Annotated in this window: 17 protein-coding genes; all 17 read right to left on the bottom strand. The window is 61.8% G+C overall.

The features are described from left to right. Positions 1-153: 153 nt before the first annotated feature. Positions 154-1,866 (bottom strand): hypothetical protein, encoded by a 1,713-nt coding sequence (locus AC3A6J_RS08515; protein ID WP_487859492.1) that lies wholly within the window; start codon positions 1,864-1,866, stop codon positions 154-156. Continuing rightward, positions 1,866-2,744 (bottom strand): hypothetical protein, encoded by an 879-nt coding sequence (locus AC3A6J_RS08510; RefSeq protein ID WP_487859491.1) that lies wholly within the window; start codon positions 2,742-2,744, stop codon positions 1,866-1,868. The genes AC3A6J_RS08515 and AC3A6J_RS08510 overlap by 1 nt, the downstream gene beginning before the upstream one ends. Further along, positions 2,741-5,914: a phage tail protein gene (locus tag AC3A6J_RS08505; RefSeq protein ID WP_487859490.1), complete on the bottom strand. Its 3,174-nt coding sequence runs from the start codon at positions 5,912-5,914 to the stop codon at positions 2,741-2,743. Before AC3A6J_RS08505 ends, AC3A6J_RS08510 begins: the two co-directional genes overlap by 4 nt. Continuing rightward, positions 5,911-6,375: a C40 family peptidase gene (locus AC3A6J_RS08500; protein WP_487859489.1), complete on the bottom strand. Its 465-nt coding sequence runs from the start codon at positions 6,373-6,375 to the stop codon at positions 5,911-5,913. The genes AC3A6J_RS08505 and AC3A6J_RS08500 overlap by 4 nt, the downstream gene beginning before the upstream one ends. Next, a complete protein-coding gene (locus tag AC3A6J_RS08495) occupies positions 6,372-7,250 on the bottom strand; it encodes a DUF2163 domain-containing protein (RefSeq protein ID WP_487859488.1) in 879 nt (292 codons plus the stop codon). Before AC3A6J_RS08495 ends, AC3A6J_RS08500 begins: the two co-directional genes overlap by 4 nt. After that, a complete protein-coding gene (locus tag AC3A6J_RS08490) occupies positions 7,247-8,173 on the bottom strand; it encodes a hypothetical protein (protein WP_487859487.1) in 927 nt (308 codons plus the stop codon). The genes AC3A6J_RS08495 and AC3A6J_RS08490 overlap by 4 nt, the downstream gene beginning before the upstream one ends. Continuing rightward, on the bottom strand, positions 8,170-10,641 hold the full coding sequence (locus AC3A6J_RS08485; protein WP_487859486.1) for a hypothetical protein: 2,472 nt from the start codon (positions 10,639-10,641) through the stop codon (positions 8,170-8,172). The genes AC3A6J_RS08490 and AC3A6J_RS08485 overlap by 4 nt, the downstream gene beginning before the upstream one ends. After that, a complete protein-coding gene (locus AC3A6J_RS08480; protein WP_487859485.1) occupies positions 10,641-10,907 on the bottom strand; it encodes a hypothetical protein in 267 nt (88 codons plus the stop codon). The genes AC3A6J_RS08485 and AC3A6J_RS08480 overlap by 1 nt, the downstream gene beginning before the upstream one ends. Before the next feature lie 14 nt (positions 10,908-10,921). Continuing rightward, complete coding sequence (locus tag AC3A6J_RS08475; protein ID WP_487859484.1) at positions 10,922-11,284, bottom strand: hypothetical protein; 363 nt, start codon at positions 11,282-11,284, stop codon at positions 10,922-10,924. Continuing rightward, positions 11,281-11,931 (bottom strand): phage tail tube protein, encoded by a 651-nt coding sequence (locus tag AC3A6J_RS08470; RefSeq protein ID WP_487859483.1) that lies wholly within the window; start codon positions 11,929-11,931, stop codon positions 11,281-11,283. Before AC3A6J_RS08470 ends, AC3A6J_RS08475 begins: the two co-directional genes overlap by 4 nt. 82 nt (positions 11,932-12,013) lie before the next feature. Then, a complete protein-coding gene (gp17, locus tag AC3A6J_RS08465) occupies positions 12,014-12,382 on the bottom strand; it encodes a tail completion protein gp17 (RefSeq protein WP_487859482.1) in 369 nt (122 codons plus the stop codon). Further along, the gene (locus AC3A6J_RS08460; protein WP_487859481.1) at positions 12,379-12,816 is read right to left on the bottom strand and encodes an HK97-gp10 family putative phage morphogenesis protein; all 438 of its coding nucleotides are present in this window, start codon (positions 12,814-12,816) and stop codon (positions 12,379-12,381) included. The genes gp17 and AC3A6J_RS08460 overlap by 4 nt, the downstream gene beginning before the upstream one ends. After that, positions 12,809-13,141 carry a phage head closure protein gene (locus AC3A6J_RS08455; RefSeq protein ID WP_487859480.1) on the bottom strand — a complete coding sequence of 111 codons (333 nt, stop codon included), beginning with the start codon at positions 13,139-13,141 and terminating at the stop codon, positions 12,809-12,811. The genes AC3A6J_RS08460 and AC3A6J_RS08455 overlap by 8 nt, the downstream gene beginning before the upstream one ends. Further along, on the bottom strand, positions 13,138-13,497 hold the full coding sequence (locus tag AC3A6J_RS08450; RefSeq protein WP_487859479.1) for a head-tail connector protein: 360 nt from the start codon (positions 13,495-13,497) through the stop codon (positions 13,138-13,140). The genes AC3A6J_RS08455 and AC3A6J_RS08450 overlap by 4 nt, the downstream gene beginning before the upstream one ends. After that, positions 13,494-14,225, bottom strand: coding sequence for a hypothetical protein (locus AC3A6J_RS08445; protein ID WP_487859478.1), 732 nt, complete (start codon positions 14,223-14,225; stop codon positions 13,494-13,496). The genes AC3A6J_RS08450 and AC3A6J_RS08445 overlap by 4 nt, the downstream gene beginning before the upstream one ends. 1 nt (position 14,226) lies before the next feature. Next, positions 14,227-15,603, bottom strand: coding sequence for a phage portal protein (locus tag AC3A6J_RS08440; RefSeq protein ID WP_487859477.1), 1,377 nt, complete (start codon positions 15,601-15,603; stop codon positions 14,227-14,229). A 1-nt stretch (position 15,604) separates the two neighbouring features. Then, positions 15,605-15,913, bottom strand: coding sequence for a hypothetical protein (locus AC3A6J_RS08435; RefSeq protein ID WP_487859476.1), 309 nt, complete (start codon positions 15,911-15,913; stop codon positions 15,605-15,607). Positions 15,914-15,965: the final 52 nt, after the last annotated feature.

Here is a 15,965-nt window from a genome sequence, read left to right as displayed (position 1 = left end):
CAAAAGAAAACCCGCCGGAGCGGGTTGGGATGCGTCTTGGTTTACCAAATGAATACGCGGATTCCGCCGCTGATCCATGCCGTCTCGGTTAGCACCACATGGTCGGCAACATCCGCCCTGGCATGCTGATGTTGTGCGGGTCGTGGGTCATGCTCAAAGCGCCTCTTCTGTGCCAGCCGTATAAAAGCTGGTCGGCGTGTTGAGGTTCGAGTATTCGGCCGCGATCCAGGTGCTCGACAGCACCCCAGGATACAAATAGACGTAGCCCAGCCAGCCGTTCCAGATCTGAATGTGCTGCTCGTCCACAGTCCCGATGTACAGCGAATGATCCCCCCCGGTGGCCGGAATCGCCGCATTGCCGGACTGCGTCGCAACCGACGAGCCATTGACGAACAGCTCCCGCTGGGTTGTCCCGTCGTGAACCGCATTCATGCGATAGGCCGCCGACGCGCTAGGCGTCGAGGCGTCCTCAATCCATCCGTCTGTCCCATTCCAAAGGCCCCAGTGATTGGTGCTGCGATAGCCGAGCACGCCTCGGAGAGTCAGATTGCTGCTGCCTGTTACCGTGTAGCAGACTGCAACCCGAGTCGCACCGGACGACGCAGATTGAACGCTCGTCCCGATTGTCCAGGTGGTGTACCGGGAGAGCCCTGTGGCTTGGTAGTAGCCGGCGCCTTCGATGCGAGTCCCTAGCGCCGACGATGCCGCTAGGTTTGGCTGGCGAGGGAGGAGTCTCTTCACGACACCGGCGGCCGAGCCGGTCGTATCGTGAAGGACAAGGAGTGCATCGTCAGTATGGCTGAGGCCCTCGTAGTTACCCCCGGGGGTTCCCCACACCATTCCTTGGACAGAGCCATCGAGCTCAACTCGAATGGTGTTGTTCGTACTGTCGCTGTTGACCCAGAGGGCATCGCGCCAGAACGTGATGCCCTGAATCTGCGCGATGGTGCTACTCAGGATCAGTGTGCCAACATAGGTCCCGTCGAGCTGGTACTTCCACAGCCTCGAACCGTCGGCGAACGATGAGATGTAGAGCAGACCGTCGGCCGGGTTGTACGCAATACTCGAAACTTCGTGACCCTGGGCCGAGATGTCGGTTGCACTGATGAAGGCCAGAGTCTGTGCATCAAAGCGTCCGATGTTCTGATTCGACCACGTCGAGATGTTGGTATAGCTTTCGACAGGGATGTACAGCACGCCTTCATGCACATCTGGATCGCCGAGGTGGTTGGTGCCCGGGATCGAGGCGATTGGGTTGGTGTTGCTGAGTGTGTTCGTCCAGTTCGCGTCGTACTTGCGGATCGCGTTGGTGTCGGCGACGAAATAGTTCGTGCCGTCGTATGCCACACCCTGGTGCGCCGGCAGAGTCGGAGAGCTGGTCGTCCAGACCATGCCGTGCACAGACGGCGTCGCGATCAGCGCGGGGCCATGACCAGAACGATCGTCAAGCGAGTCGCCGAACAGAAACACTCGATGGTAGGCCGACCACACAGCATGCCGACCGTTCGATGCGCCGGGCGCCACTAGTGACGAGTCCGCCTGCCGTCCGTAGTGGACGTAGAACGTTGTCGATCCCGAACTCGAGAGCGTGACCTTCACGAAGAGCGTGCCAACCTTGGCCTCGGGGCTGAAGCTCACCAGGTCGAAAGGCAGATCTGATCCACTAGCATCCTTGACTCGAATGTCGGCACCGTTGCGGTAAGCGGCGTGCGTCCAGAAGGCCGCCGGCATGTCAAATAGGCGCACGAACACCGGGAACTCCGTCAGCGTCGATGCTTGAGCGCCAACCGTTACGGGCACACGATAGCCGCCAGATGCCGTCCGGCGCGCTCTGACCGCGATGGTTCCGATTGTGACGGGCTGCATCAGGCGAGGTCCCCGGTCAGAATCCATTCATCGGTGCCGCGCTTGACGATTGTTGCCATCGAATACTGCGCAGCCATCGACAGAGAGAGAGCAGCGTTCTTTCGGATCGTGACTCCTGCGCCGGCAACAAATGCCGTCAGCCCCGCACCTTCTTGCACAACAAGAATCGACGTACCAACTGGGAATGCAACGCTGCTGTTCGGCGGAATGGTCAGATTGTTTGCGCTACCCACGTTCATCGCCACGCCGTTGTTTGCGTCACCCAGAGCCAATGTGTAGCTCGCCGTCTGAGCGTTCCAGCTCAAGCCCGATCCACCACTGCCGCCCGCCGCAAGCTCATCGATAGCCGCTTGCACATCCGTCGCCGCAAGCCCGCTCGTTGCGTTGTCGTATGAGACATCTACTGCCGCACCGCCTGATGCAGTGACGGCCACGATGGGGTTTGCCGGGTCGGTCGCGTCAACTGATATGCCGGCGCCCGCGACGATGGATTCGACAACGCCTCCACCGCCCCCTCCACCTCCACCCCCCACGAACTCCCGATAGTCGGTGTAGCTCGTAACTGTAGAAGCGCCAGCGACAATCTGGTAAAGACGGAAGTAGTCGGTCTGGTTATTCCAATTTGTCGTCGCCGTGGCAACCGAGACGGCGCCACTAGACCTACTCGCCACGACATAGTTTGTCGTGCTGGCTGTCAAAGTTACGGAGCCGTTCGCGACGGTGTTGCCAAAGCCTCGACCACCGTAGTAAGCCCATGTCAGGCCGGCAGTAGCGGGTGCACGCCGCCCGTACATTCCTGCCGGAGAGACGGCATCGAAGTTCTGATTGACGACGGTATCGGCGCCAGCGCCTGCGGTGACTGTTGCAACAGTGGTCATATAGTTTCCTGCAATGCGGGGCCTCGCCCAACGATGCCGCTGAGTTGATAAACACGGACATACAGAGGTCCGGACGTGTAGCCGTCAGCGGATTGCATGGCTGCGGTGTAGATGGCGGATCGCGTGTTGGATTCGATGACCCGGCGCACGGTCGTGAATGCGGCGCTAGTGAACAACTCGAACTCGAAGCGCTCGGAGTCCTCACCCAGGGGCACGATGCCACGCAGCCAGTTCTCAGAGAGTCGCGTGCGACGGACGACAGTCAACGTGATGTCGCCACCGCTGATGTTCTTGTCGAGATTCGTTGGGCTGAATGTCTCCAGTCCTTCGGCTGTATTAGCGTATGTCTGCGTCGATGCCGATGCTGGGCTTCTGCCCTTCGTCACTGCGCGGTATGTCTTCGTCTGGCCGATAGAACCGGCGTCGAAGTTCGGGCGCAGCATGCCAGCCATCGATAGCAACACGAACGTATCGCCGACAGCATGAGTGCTACGTGCCCACTCAGTTCCGCGCTGACCGCGCATCAAGCCGGACAAGATGTAGCGGCCATCGCCAAGGCTGTCGGCAGTGCGGAATTTGATGATCTCCCATCGATCCGGCGCACCGACTGCCGCGACGTTCGAAGTTCCCGTCAACAGTGCGTCGTAGCTGATGCTTTCGAGCGTGCTGTGGCCGACGTTGACAGTGATCAAGTTGGATTCATCAACGATTCCACTTGTCCAATTTCCAAGCGCCGTCTCTGCGAATCCGATGGGGGCCTCTCGCTCGACAGTTCCGCGATCCTCGATAGAGCCGGGGTCATCCCACGTCTGTAGCGCCCCGCCAGGCCAGCCCGGACCAAACCCAGCCATGGCCGTGTAGATGCCGGCGTTGTTGTCCGAGTCTCGAAGAATCGGGATGTCCAGAATTTGCAGGCGCGTCGGAGGCGGAAGAGGCGCTACTTGCTGCCCCGTGTAGCCCGTCGCACCCGCCGCAGTCTGGGTGTAGAGCTCGGCGTCCCCTGGCTCAACGTTGAACTCGCACACGGCTCCAGTGTCCGTCGTGCTGTTGATGCGCCACAGTCGGAAGGTGCCACGCGGATACTCCACCGTCGCGCCACTCCCCGGCGAAAGGAATGCGTACTTCCGTGATGTCTTGAAGCTCCGGGTGTTCTGTGCACGCCACCTGTTGAAGAGGATCATCTGAGCCACCGCCTTTGCATGATCAGAAGTCGTGGCGATCGGCATTTCGACGACCATGTCTTCGGTCGCCTCGGTGATCTGCCTAACCTCCTTCTCGGTGGCAGTCTGATAGTCGTTCAGTGGCTCGATGTAGCTCGCAGAGACGCTGCGCGGCAGATCTATCTCCTGCGCTCGATTGAGTGGCATCGCGTCTGCAGGCTCAGTTCCATCTTCTGCCTGCCCAAGTTCGTCGTAGGAGATCGTCGCCTCCGATGTGATGTCGGAGTACTTCTTGAACTTGATCACGCCGTCTTCATCGACTATGAACAACGCGAAGGCAGTCAACAGCGGCTGAAGATTCGAGCGGGCACTTGCTGGGTTCGCTACCTTATAGCCGTGGAGCATGTCCGTGATACCGGATACGTCGAACTGATCGGGCAAAAGTCCCGATCGAATGCACTGATCCGAGATGATCAGTGAAACGCTCACCGGGTTGATAGTGAACTTCTTGAAGATAACGAGATTCACTCGACCAGCAAGCGCGGGGCCCAAGATCGCCAGACCGTTATTAACGTATATCTGTGGATGATTAACTTCCGAGGTGGCTCCTACAGATGTAATGCCCGTTGCCAGAACGTTCCAATTTCCGGCAGTCGGGACGCCGGACCCGTCAAACACGATTGGAATCTGATAGATGTTCCCTGCGGTAAGAGAGCTGTCCCTGACAAATGCATACAGTGAACTTTCAGACATATAGAGGTCTGAGTTTCCTCGGCTTATAGTAGAGAATGCAGGTCCTATCAGGACATTAGACACCTCTCCATTCGCTGCATCTATAACGTCAACCTCAAGCCTGCCGAATCGCAATGCGAGCGCGTAAACATAACCGGAGGAGAACCATATTGGTGCATGCTCCTGAATGTCAGTTTCAAACAGCTCGTAAATATCTTTATTTCGGACTATCCCAAGATTTCCGGATCCAGTAAGGATTGCAATCTGATTACTGACGGCGTCATAAGCAGAAGTCGGCTCAGAATCTGAATTAGCCGGGTCAGCCTCCCCTGTATATGCCAAAGAGATCGACCCGCGCATAAGATCAATTACGAAAACATCGTATCTCGTAATACTGAAGCGGCGAAAGTAAATAGCAGATGGTTTTGTAGCGCCAAGGAGGGTTCTAGGATTCACTTGGTCAATAAACCAGTCTGGCAAGGTTACTCTAGATAATTGCGTCGGTACTCCACCAGCCGGAGTGAATGAGATATCCATCCGACGCTGGAATATGTTTGCTTCAAACGACCAAACACCATCAGGCGATGAGACGCCGCCAGATGCCGGCGCCGGAACTGTTGCAAACGTGCTTTCACTCATCTCCGGCGCCGACGTTGTCAGCACAAAAGAGAACTGAGGCACCCGGCCACCAGGGCACTCCACTGCATTCATGCGGATGCGCACCACGCCTCGGTAGGCGGGCACCGAGCCGGGGCCGCCCATCCAAGCCTCCTCGCCAGGATCGGCCAGTTGGTCCGCATGTCCTTGGTACAGGACAAAGTAGGCGTGGGGGTTCTCTGCGCTGGCAAGCGCTGCCCCGACTGGGATGCCGCTGCGTGCGTCGTAGATCAGTTTGCCGTCTTGGAAGATCTGGGCGATGGAGACGGTAGAACCATCGCGCGGCGTCTCGCACAGGACAATGCCCATGTGCACGTAGTAGCGGTAGCTCGTGTGCTCCGGCCCTTCACCTTTCCCTGCAGATTCTGTCGTTGCAACTTCAAGCTTGGGGGTCGACCACACCACATTGCCGCCCACCCGCTCGGTGCCGTAGAGGATCGGGATGCCGGCGCCATAGGTTGACACCTGCACCTTGAGATCATCGACGCGCGGGCCTTCCGTCTTCTCGCCAGGGGTGAGCAATCCGCCCACGAGCGAGCCGACGACGAAGCCCAGTTGCGGATAGCCGAAGAACGACCCAACGACACCGCCAACGACGCCGAGAATTTGCTGCGTGCTCAAACGACCACCTCAGGAAAGCGGAAGCAGCCGCGGACCGTCGCCAAAAAAACATCATCGAGACGGCACTCGACGACCTTCTTGTTTGGGAGGTGGGCATGGATGATCGACAGGCCGCCGCCGGGGTAGTCTCCGACAATGGCCATATGGCGCGTTAAGCCCCGCATGCAGACGAGCAAGTCGCCGGGCTGGAGATGGTTGCGCCGCACCTCCTGCATGTGAGCCCGGCAGAAGGTGAGCATCTCGCTATCGGTAGTGCGTCGGGCGTACCCGTCAACGTCAAGCGCGGTCAGGCCCAGCTCTGCGCGCACGAGCACTGGTAGCCCAATGCAGTCCACGCCCTCACGGCTGCGGCCCTGGTGGCGGTAGCGGCATCCAATGAAAGACCGGGCCACGCGCACGATGTCGGCCCCAGAAACAGCAACGGCGCCCATGGGCGCCGCTGCTTGAATGATGACCGTCATAGGTTCGTGCCCTCTGTGCCGCCCAGACCCAGCACCTTGTCGCTGCCCGGAACCTGCGGGAAGCCGCCAAAGTTGTTGGTGTTGGCCCACTTGTTGCGGCAGTCTTCGGTGAAGCGCTTGCGGCAGCCAGGCGTCGCGGTGTACGTGTCGCCCACAGCGACCGCATAGGGCAGCGGAAGATGCAAGACGAACTGGCCCGCTTCAAACGAGTAGATTTCCATCTGCATGCCCGCGCTTTCACCGCTGGTGATCGTCATCAGGCCGGCGCCGAAGTAGTCGGCCACTTCGACGCGCCCGCCATCGGTCATGGCGCGCAAGTCAGTGACCGCCGTGAAGGAGCCTGCCACCGTAAGCGGATCCAAGTCCACGTTGCAGGCCGGAACGTAGGCCGAACCGATCGAACCAAAAACCCAAGGGCAGCCAGCGGTGTAGACGCGGCCCACAATCTTCTGGAGACGCTCTGTGAGGCCGCGCACCTCGGCGGTGAATGCGGTTCGACCCGCCTTCACGTCGCCAATGTTCCCGCTTTGCAGATGCATCGCACCCATCGACAGGTCGCGATAGTTCACCTCGAAGACCGAGACGAACGCGCCATCCCAAAGCCCTGCGAACAACTCCGTTTCGTTGACGCTCTCTGCCGCCATGGCTCCGGTCACTTCGGAATTTGCGACGGCGGCGGTGGCCTCCTGTGCCACCGCCGTAGGGTTGAGCCCCTCTTTCGAGCGGTACACCTCGCCGTTGATCAGCAAGTCGCGCGCGCAGGTGGTGACCGTCACAACGTGACCGTCGCGGCGCTCGAAGCGCCAGCAGCGCGCAATGGTGTTGGTGCCCTTGGCGTACTCCGCCTTCAGGGCAATAGAGACTGCCTTGCTCATGCTTCGCGCACCTCCGCCAGCGGGATGCTGGGTCCGGCAATGAGGCGGTCCTCTACGTGGCCGGGACGAGCGAGCTCCCAATCCATGTCGTCATTCGTGAAGTGGACCGGGACGTAGAAGCGGCCAGACCACGTCAGCGATTCATCGGGCTGGGGATACTTCCGTCCGTTGCCCGCCGCCGTTATCGCCTTACCGGCCGTGTTGGTCGCGAGCGTGTAGACATTGCCAGCGATGGCGATGATCTCGTGGCTCAGATTGTTCAACAGCGAGGCGTCGACCCCTTGAAGGCCGTCGAGCCAGAGCCTTCCGTCGACCGCCAACCCGGGTATAGCGCTGTCCAGCGTCACCTGCGTCGAGGTGCCAACTGCAACCGCAGTCACCGTCCGGGAAGCGTCAGCCACGAACGTGACATATGACGGCCCAGCACTGATCGCAGCCTGACCTGGTGCAACCCCGAGAGTGACTGGCGATCCCCCGCGCGACAGCGTTGGCGTTCCTTTCGGCCGAGTCACAATGCGCGCTCGCTTCCGGGTCGTACCGTGCGCCGTATAGAGCTTTCGGAAGCCGTAGCGTGGTGTGCCGTTGCCGAAGCCTGCGGCTCCATACTCCACGCCGGCCATGTAGCCCTGCAGAGCGCCCTGTGCGGCGGTCGCCTGTGCATCCGTTGGGTCCTCCAGCAGCATGCCGTAGGCTCCGGCATCGGTGGCCTCGTAGATTCCCATGATGGCTTCCCAGGCAGTCAGCGGCATGGACTTGATGCCGAGGGTGTACTCGCGCATGGTCACGTCCCGCACGACGTTGACGGTCGCATACCCGCCTTGGTTGACCGTGCGGTCATTCCGACGTGTGGTGCGCCCAGCGACGCCCGCAAGGATGACGCTCTTGGGCACGATGACATCGGACAGAACGACGATGCCGCTCATCCGTTCCTCCGCTGGAAGCTGGAAAGCTGTTCGGCGAGCGCGCGCCCGTTCTGCGCCGCCGTCTGGCGGCTCTCGCCTGGCTGGGCTTGGTAGTAGATGTTCATGGAACTGGCGCCCCCCAGCTTGTTGTTCGGAGTGATGCGCGCGCTGCGGCCGCCGTTCATCAGGTACTGCTTTCCGTTCACGTCCAGCAGTTCCGGGCCCTGCTCATTCACCCGGTGCATCCCGAAGGGCGCCACGCTGCCGCCTGCGGCTTTGCCGCCGCCAAACAGGCCGGAGAGCAGGCTTCCAAAATCGAAACCCACACCGCCCGTGCCCGAGCCGCCGCCGCTGAAGAGCTGTTTGAACAGGTCTTTGACGATGAGGCCCGTGAGTTCACGAAAGATCGTGTCGGTGAAGCTCTTGAAAGCCTCCTTCGCGGTCTTCGTGCCGTTGATGAAGTCCGTGAACGCCGAGCCCGCGGCATCTGCGAACAGGGTGTTGAACTTGTCCGCCAGAGGATCTGCAGTGGCCGCGAGCTTTTCGAGCTCGAGGCGAGCGCGTTCCGCGTTCTGGATCAGGGCGGGATTGCCCGAAGCCCGCGCGATGGCCTCTTGCGCAGCGACCATCGCCTGCATCTGGGCGACGGCTGCTTTCCTCGACTCCCCGAGCTTGGCCAAGGATTCGAGTTCGCCAGTGGTGCCAAGCTGCCGCGCGAGCGCGATGCGCTCCTCCTCGATTCGAAGCCCTTCCGTGATTCGTCCGACGGTCTCCGACTGCTGCCCATAGTCGGCTTGCGCCTGCTTGAGTTGCTTGAGCCGGTCGACCTGAGCCAGCCCCATGCTGTCGCCGTTGGCCGCCAGGCGCTTGCTGATGTCGCCGAACTGATCCTCGAGGCGAATGCGTGTCGCTGCACTGAGGTTGCCCGTCAACTCGAGCACCTCAGCATTGACGCTGTTCATCTGCTTCGCCAGGTCGTCGAGAGCCTTGCGCTCACGAAATCCCCACTCGATCGCGGTCTCGCCGGCTTCGCGGGTGAGGCGCTTCTTCTTCTCGATCAGGTCGTTGATCTTGCCCTGCGCCGCTTCGCGCTCGGTCTGCTTCCCGGCGGACGCTTGGTACTTCTGCAGCGCGGCGATCTCTTGGTCGTACAGCGCGAGCTGCGACGACACGGCCGCAGACTGAGCAGCCCGCTTCCCTTCGAAGTACGCCTGCGTGGAGATCAGGTTCTCGCCGTTGTACAGATCGAGCATGCGATTGCGTGACCGGAGGATCTCCTCCTCCTCCTTGGCCGCGTTCTCGAGCGCCTTGAGCTCGTTATCGAGGAGCTTCTTCGTCGGGTCGTCCTTCGCACCGCCCGCGCCCTTCTTCGTGGCCCCGCCGAAATTCAGCCTGGGTCGAGTCGTTCCCGTGGCCGCGGCCGTGGCTCCAGATGCTGCGACTGCCTTCTGTTCGGCAAGGCGTCGAGCCAGCGTTTGACTGAAGAGCGGCTTATCCATGATCGCCTGAATGTCGGCGCCGCTGGCTTTCGCAATATCGACTGCAGCGCGGAAATCCCCCTTGATCAAAGAAACCTGCGCCGCGCCTGCCGCCCCGATCGCGGTTCCGATGCCTTGGAACGTGCGGATGACGCCGTCTCCAGCGTCCACGATGAATCCGAGGGCTCGGACGGCCGCTTCTGCAAACTCGGCGACCCCGTTGTTGTTCTTGAGGTCAGTTGTCTTTCCGTTCAGGCCCAGCATTTCGGAAGCCGTGTCCACCAGAGCCCCGGCGAACGCGGTGAGCGCCGGCAACGCTTGGACGGCGATGACCTGAGCGTAGGCCGACAGTTCGGCCTTGAGCTGCGCCTGCTTGTCGGCGTATTCGTCGGCTTGCGCTATCTGCTCGGCCGTCAGGATGACCTGTCGGCCGCCCTGCTCTTCCAGTGCCTTCAGGAAGGGCAGAAGCTCGGCGCCCGACTTGCCGAGCAATGCTGTGGCAACGGCAGTCTTGCCGGCGCCATCTTCGAACCCTGCCAGGGCCTTCGAGATGGAGGAAATCTGGTCCTCAGGTGCGAGCGCCTTGAAGTCCTTGAGGTTCAGGCCAAGCGCGGCGATGGCTGCCCCAGCCGCTTTGGACTCATCGTCTACGCCCGTGAGATTCTTCGTCAACTTGATCGAAGCCTGAGCGATGGCTTCAACGGAGATCCCCGCAGTCCCGGCGGCGATGCTGAAGGATGCGAGTCCCTCGGCGCTGGCGCCGGTCATCTCGGCCAAGTCCTGGAAGTCGCCAGCCTTCTTTATCAGCGAATCGAAGGCGAGGACGGCCCCGCTCGCAGAGATGCCCAGCGATGCGAGCGCGCCTGCAGCCAGCCCCGCGGCACTACGAATGCCCGAGCCGATGGCTTCACCGAACTGGCGAGCCTGGTACTCGGCCTTCGTCAGGCCGCGGGTGTACTCGGCTGCATCCAGCCCGAGCGAGACGACAAGTGATCCTGCTGCTGCAGCCATTACTTGCGCCCCTGCCCGAGCTTGCGCACGCCAGCGCCGGCAAGCATGCCGATGTCATGGGCGGCGTTGTCGAGTTCTGCTTCGCGATTGCGTTGGAACATGTCGAAGTCACTCATGCGGGTTTTGTTGCCGTTCACCTGGGCCAGGATGTTCGTCATCTGGATCAGCAGCAGCTCTTGCCGACGAGGCCAGAGCGGGCCGCGAACCATCCACAAGGACAGCTCGCGTTCGGTGAGCGCATTGACCGCGGAGAGCGGCCAGCCCATCGCTTCAGCCAGGTCTAGCTTGAAGCGGTCCCGGGGGGTGAGACGTTTCCCAGGTCCACCGCTGCGGCGTTGCTCGTGGCGTTCACTTCTTCCATGGCTTCATGGATCTTGTTCAGCGACGAGGCGCGCAGCCGGTTGATGGCGAAGAGGTCTTCGGCGCTGTTCGGGTCGAAGAGCAGTTCGCCGTTCTGGTCGCACAGCATCCGGGCCACGCCGCGGGCCGTTTGCAGCTTCGGATCGGTGTCCGAAGACATGGTCTCGATCTCGCCGACGAGCAGCGGCTTGACGTAGACATCGCCCCACTCCGGCACGTTGACCGGAACGGGCTTCGGGCTGGCGGTGGCGAGGATCTTGGCTCGCAGTTCTTCGCGGTTCATGCTGCGAGGACGAAGATTTCGCCGGAGAGCTTGAGGGTGGTGGAGCCGGTCCAGACGCCCGACACCGCGCCGCTGAAGCTCGACTGCTGGACCGAGCCAGTCATCACGATCGTGCCGCCGCTGTTCGGGAAGGTGATGCGAACCGCGACTTGCTCACCGGCGAGCTTTGCAGCGCGGATCGCAGCCTGGACACCGGTGTTCGGGGCGAAGTTGTAGTTCATCGTCAGCGTGCCGCTGTCCGACAGGCCGGTCTCGAACTCCTTGGCCGTCGAGCAGATGGTGGTTACCTCGGTCTCGTCGGTCGTGCCGTCCTGTTGGTCGACGCCGGTGACCTCGCAGAAAGCGCTGAATACCAAGGGCGCGAAGGTGCCGCCGCTGGTGTACGGCGTGTAGCCGGTGGCATCGACGCCAGCAAGCTCAAAGTCGTCGGCGTCGGGGTTGTCGACGACATACAGGTTGCCGTTGAGTTCGGTCATGCCGACCACGCCCTCGATGCGGCCGACGGCGCCAAGCGCGAGGCCGTGCGCGACAGACGTGACGAGCGCCGGGTCGGTCTCGCTGATGTCGGTGATCGCTTTGGTTGCGGCCACGCCCGTGCTGACTTGCAACGAGGAGCCTTGGAACTTGAGACGTTTGCCTGCTGCCATGGTGGACCTTCTTTCTTACTGACGTACTGACAAAGAAAAAGGCCGCTCGATGGCGGCCTTGGCTTGAGAAACTGGTGAGCGGCTAGGTGCTGCTCGGGTAGGTGATGAAGTCGAGACTGACGCGGTGTAGCTTCAGGTCCGGCTCATAGGTCGAGAACCCGCCAGCCGCGCGCGTCGGCGGAGAGATGGCGGCCATTGCGGCCAAGACCTGCAGGCGCAGCGAGCGCGTTGAGTCGAAGTCGGTCGAATAGATGTCGATCTGAGTGCGGGTGTTGGCGGTCTGCGCCGTGTCATCGCCGCAGATGTCGTCGATCACCTCGTCGCTGATGAATGTGAAAAGGATGGCCGGCGTGAGCGGGACAGCGGGCAGTTGAGGGAACGTGCTTGCATGGACACGGCCACCAGGAACCAGAGGCGCCAGCGTGCTAAAGATGGTCTGCTCGAGGCTCATACGCCCGCCTTGTCCAGCCGCTTCGAGATTCGATCCTTGATCGCCTGCACGGCCTTCTCCTTGTTCTGGTCGTAGGCGGGCCGCAGGAAGGGTTGCGCCGCCATCTTGGCGGTGCCGTATTCCACAAGCACGCCGTACCAGGCGTCAGACAGCCCCTTCTCCCGCTGCTTCTTCGTGAGCTTGCCTTTCCGCACGGTGACGATGTGCTCGCTCGTGAGGGTCGACTCTCCCTTGGGCAAGCGCTTGACGATGATGTTTTTCTTCAAGTTGCCCGTATCGACCGGGGCCTTCTGCTGCGCGGCATTCCGAATCACCACAGCGCCGGCCGCGGTCGCCGCCCGGGCGATACGGTTGTTCATGTCGCTGGACAGGCCCTTCATGCGCTCACCAAGTTCGCGTAGCCCTCCGACTTTGACCGTGACCGAACTAGCCATCGTTCTGCCCCTTTTCGCAGACCAGATCGACGTACTCACGACCGATCTCATCCTCGATCACCGCCTTGATGTCGTAGATGAATGCCCCGTAGAGCGCTCTGCAGGTTGCGTCCACATCGCTCCTGAAGCGGATCCTGATGCTGGCCTTGACCGAACTGACAGGGAAGTCGCTGCGGTTCACCTCGGCGCCGGACTGGTGCTTGATGTTCGCCCAGACCGTCGCCACGTCCGTCCACGCGATAGTTGAGCCACCGGTGCCGGTCGGCATCTCCACCAGGCGCTGCAGCTTGATTCGGCGATTGAGGGTTCCTGCTGCGAGCGTCATGCGAGTGCCGGGTCACGGAGTGGATAGAGGAGCGCCGTCACTGGCCGCGGCAGAAAGCCCTGCTCGTACTCGTGATCCTTGTCGTTGTCCCGGTCCTTGTAGAGGTATCCGACCATGAGCAGAACGGCCGCCTTGACTTCAAACAGAACCTCGGTGGTGTAGACGGGCTTTCCGTCCTCATCGAACACCGGATTCCCGTCGCCGTCGACCTCTTGGACGAAGCGGTTTGCACCTTTGAGGTAGTTCAGGACTGCGCCGGAGGCCGCGTGGATCTTGAGAGTCAGGTCAGCGTCGCCGTCGACCGTATCAGAGCGGATGTGCTCCTTGGCCTGCTCGAGCGTGACAAGCATTGTCATTTAGGAGCCTCCAGGCTTGCTGGCGTCTTGGCATCCCTGCCCTTTTTCACGGCAAGCCGCCATTCGGCATTGCCGATCTCTGGCTTCGTGCGGGTGGTCGACTGAGCGATCCAGTAGCTGCCGCCGAACGTGACGCCGTCGCCCTTCTCGAATGCATCGCCTTCGCGGTAGTAGCCGCGGTCCAACACCACCGGCACGACGAAAGAGAATTCCTTGACTCGGTCGCCAGCAGCAAACTTGATCGTGAAGCCGCGCTCCCCATCGTGCTCCACCTGCAGATCATCGAAGCCAAGGGCATCGACTCCGTCGCGGCCGTCTCTGCCGTGCGCGCCATCCTTCGGCGCCGGGATGCGGTCGATTGAGCGCTGGAGCACGTCCTGAGCGCGGCGCTCGAAGTCCAAGGCCCAGCGCGCGATCTCGGGCTCAAGCAGCGCCTTTGCATCATCGATCGTGAAGCTCTTCCCGTCGTGGCCGTCCTTGCCCGGAGCGCCATCTTTACCGGCTGCGGGCGGTGGCACTTGCGCCAGCACTGCAGCCACTACGGCGTCAGCGTCGAGCGGGGGCGCATCCTTGCCATCCTGCCCATCTTTCCCGTCGACGCCGTCTTTCGGCGTCGGCAGCGCCGCGAGCTTTTGCTCGAGCGAGTCCAGGCGGCCGGACAACGACAGCACCGCCTGGCTGACATAGCCCTTGACGATCTCGACCAGTCCATCGGCGAGTGCCTTCATGTCACGCCGCATGGGTGAGCCCCTTTCGGATGTAGTCGAGCAGTTCGCGCGCTTCTTCTTCGGCTTCCTCTTCAGGATCGGCGACGGGGGCCGGCGCGGGCGCAGCCACCGGTGGAGGCGGCGCAACCGCCAGGGGATTGGTCTTGTCGCGTTCGTCGAGCGCGCTCAAGCTGTAGTTCTGCTGCTGCAGGTACACCGTGTCGCCACCGGTGATCGGCTTGAGGTTCATGCGCTTGCGGGCCTCGTTCGGGGCCATGATGGCGCCACCCACCGCCGCGGCAAGCGTCGTGACTTGGGTGGCCTCGTCCATGCGAAGCAGGACGTCGAGGTCCAGTGCCGTGCCGTACTGCGCCGGCAGGGCCAGGCCCTCGTCCATGCACAGCTCGAACTCCTCGATCAGCACATGCAGGCATTCGTCGTAGTAGTCTTGCTTCAGCTCGCCCGGCTTCTTGCCACTGGGCACTGGAGCCACACCGACCAGGTAGGCTGGCATGTGGAACACGGCGCAGATGTACTCGTCCAGCGACTTCGAACGCTCGGTGGTCTGTGCATCGACCGCGGTCATCCGCATGGGCTCGTACTTCAGGCCATCGCCCATCACCGCCACTTTGCCGGCGTTCTCGCCGGTGTAGTTGGCAGTCCACTTCTCCTGCAAGCGCTTGGCGGTCTCGTCGCTGATGGAGCCCGGCGCGGTCAAGACGCCGCCGGGGTTCGCGCCATTCGCGAAGAACGTCAGCGAGTCGTTCATGATCTTCAGGCCGAGGTTTGCGGCAAGCCCGCCAGCGAACAGCGGGGATACGCCCATGAGCGGATGGAAAATGGGGTTCATGCGGTCGTGGATGACCTCGCTCGCCGGGACCGTGATGCCGTCCGAGTCCTGCACGCCAGTCAGGTTGTCCTGCCCGAAGCGGTAGAAGATCGATCCATCAGGGCTGACCAGCACTTCGGTGCGGCACGGATCCATGATGTAGAGCGCCGTGACCACGCCGCGGTTGTCGCGCTGCTTGAGCGCGTAGGTGTTCCCTCGGCTTAGCTTGGACATGATCCACCACTGCTTGAACTGGATGTGGCTCTGGTAGCGGTTCGGCTTCTTCAGCACTGGCGAGAAGGCCGCGCTGGCTGCCTCGTTCCAGATTCCCGAGGAGTCGAGCTCGAGCAGTTTGGTGCGCAGCTTGCCGATGTCGTTCGAGATCTGCGTGATGCAGGCGAAGACGATCGGATGCGACAGCACAGTGTCGACCGACCACTCGTCGTTCTTCTGCCAGGCGCCGGTGTAGGGCTCACTGACCCACGGGAACCAGCCCCGGCTGCCGACAGGCGACAGCGGAGCGCGCTTGGCTACCGCTGCCCGCGTCACCTCGAGGCCGAACAGCCGCATCTCAGTCCTTCGCCTTCATGTCGCGGCGCTGGTACGTGCGCTTGGACTCGGCGGCCGGGGCCTTTTCTTCCTTGGCAGGCTTCACCACCTTCTCCACCGTTTCCATCTTCTTGACGGGCGGGGCGGGCTCTGCCTGCGGCGCCGGGGCTGGCGGCGCTGGCTTCTCCACCTTCGCGGCAGCCTTCTTGGCCCAGCCAAGCGCAATCAGGATGGCCGATTCGTCGGTCGTCGCCTCGTACTCTTCGCCGGCCTCGCGCTCACCGGTCCCGAAGGGATGCCTGCGAAGGGCGACCATCTTGATTGAGCTCATGTTTCTCTCCTAAATGAAAAGGGCGCCCACGCGATGCGGGCGCCCTTGGTCT

Source organism: Variovorax sp. Soil_C_39 (assembly GCF_057656815.1).
Note: the sequence above shows the minus strand (reverse complement) of the source record. Positions and strands in the feature narration are given on the sequence as shown.

Coding starts and splice junctions, on each gene's coding strand:
- AC3A6J_RS08515 (WP_487859492.1), bottom strand. CDS start 1,866: ATGCAGCCCGTCACAATCGGAACCATCGCGGTCAGAGCGCGCCGGACG.
- AC3A6J_RS08510 (WP_487859491.1), bottom strand. CDS start 2,744: ATGACCACTGTTGCAACAGTCACCGCAGGCGCTGGCGCCGATACCGTC.
- AC3A6J_RS08500 (WP_487859489.1), bottom strand. CDS start 6,375: ATGACGGTCATCATTCAAGCAGCGGCGCCCATGGGCGCCGTTGCTGTT.
- AC3A6J_RS08495 (WP_487859488.1), bottom strand. CDS start 7,250: ATGAGCAAGGCAGTCTCTATTGCCCTGAAGGCGGAGTACGCCAAGGGC.
- AC3A6J_RS08490 (WP_487859487.1), bottom strand. CDS start 8,173: ATGAGCGGCATCGTCGTTCTGTCCGATGTCATCGTGCCCAAGAGCGTC.
- AC3A6J_RS08485 (WP_487859486.1), bottom strand. CDS start 10,641: ATGGCTGCAGCAGCAGGATCACTTGTCGTCTCGCTCGGGCTGGATGCA.
- AC3A6J_RS08480 (WP_487859485.1), bottom strand. CDS start 10,907: ATGGGCTGGCCGCTCTCCGCGGTCAATGCGCTCACCGAACGCGAGCTG.
- AC3A6J_RS08475 (WP_487859484.1), bottom strand. CDS start 11,284: ATGAACCGCGAAGAACTGCGAGCCAAGATCCTCGCCACCGCCAGCCCG.
- AC3A6J_RS08470 (WP_487859483.1), bottom strand. CDS start 11,931: ATGGCAGCAGGCAAACGTCTCAAGTTCCAAGGCTCCTCGTTGCAAGTC.
- gp17 (WP_487859482.1), bottom strand. CDS start 12,382: ATGAGCCTCGAGCAGACCATCTTTAGCACGCTGGCGCCTCTGGTTCCT.
- AC3A6J_RS08460 (WP_487859481.1), bottom strand. CDS start 12,816: ATGGCTAGTTCGGTCACGGTCAAAGTCGGAGGGCTACGCGAACTTGGT.
- AC3A6J_RS08455 (WP_487859480.1), bottom strand. CDS start 13,141: ATGACGCTCGCAGCAGGAACCCTCAATCGCCGAATCAAGCTGCAGCGC.
- AC3A6J_RS08450 (WP_487859479.1), bottom strand. CDS start 13,497: ATGACAATGCTTGTCACGCTCGAGCAGGCCAAGGAGCACATCCGCTCT.
- AC3A6J_RS08445 (WP_487859478.1), bottom strand. CDS start 14,225: ATGAAGGCACTCGCCGATGGACTGGTCGAGATCGTCAAGGGCTATGTC.
- AC3A6J_RS08440 (WP_487859477.1), bottom strand. CDS start 15,603: ATGCGGCTGTTCGGCCTCGAGGTGACGCGGGCAGCGGTAGCCAAGCGC.
- AC3A6J_RS08435 (WP_487859476.1), bottom strand. CDS start 15,913: ATGAGCTCAATCAAGATGGTCGCCCTTCGCAGGCATCCCTTCGGGACC.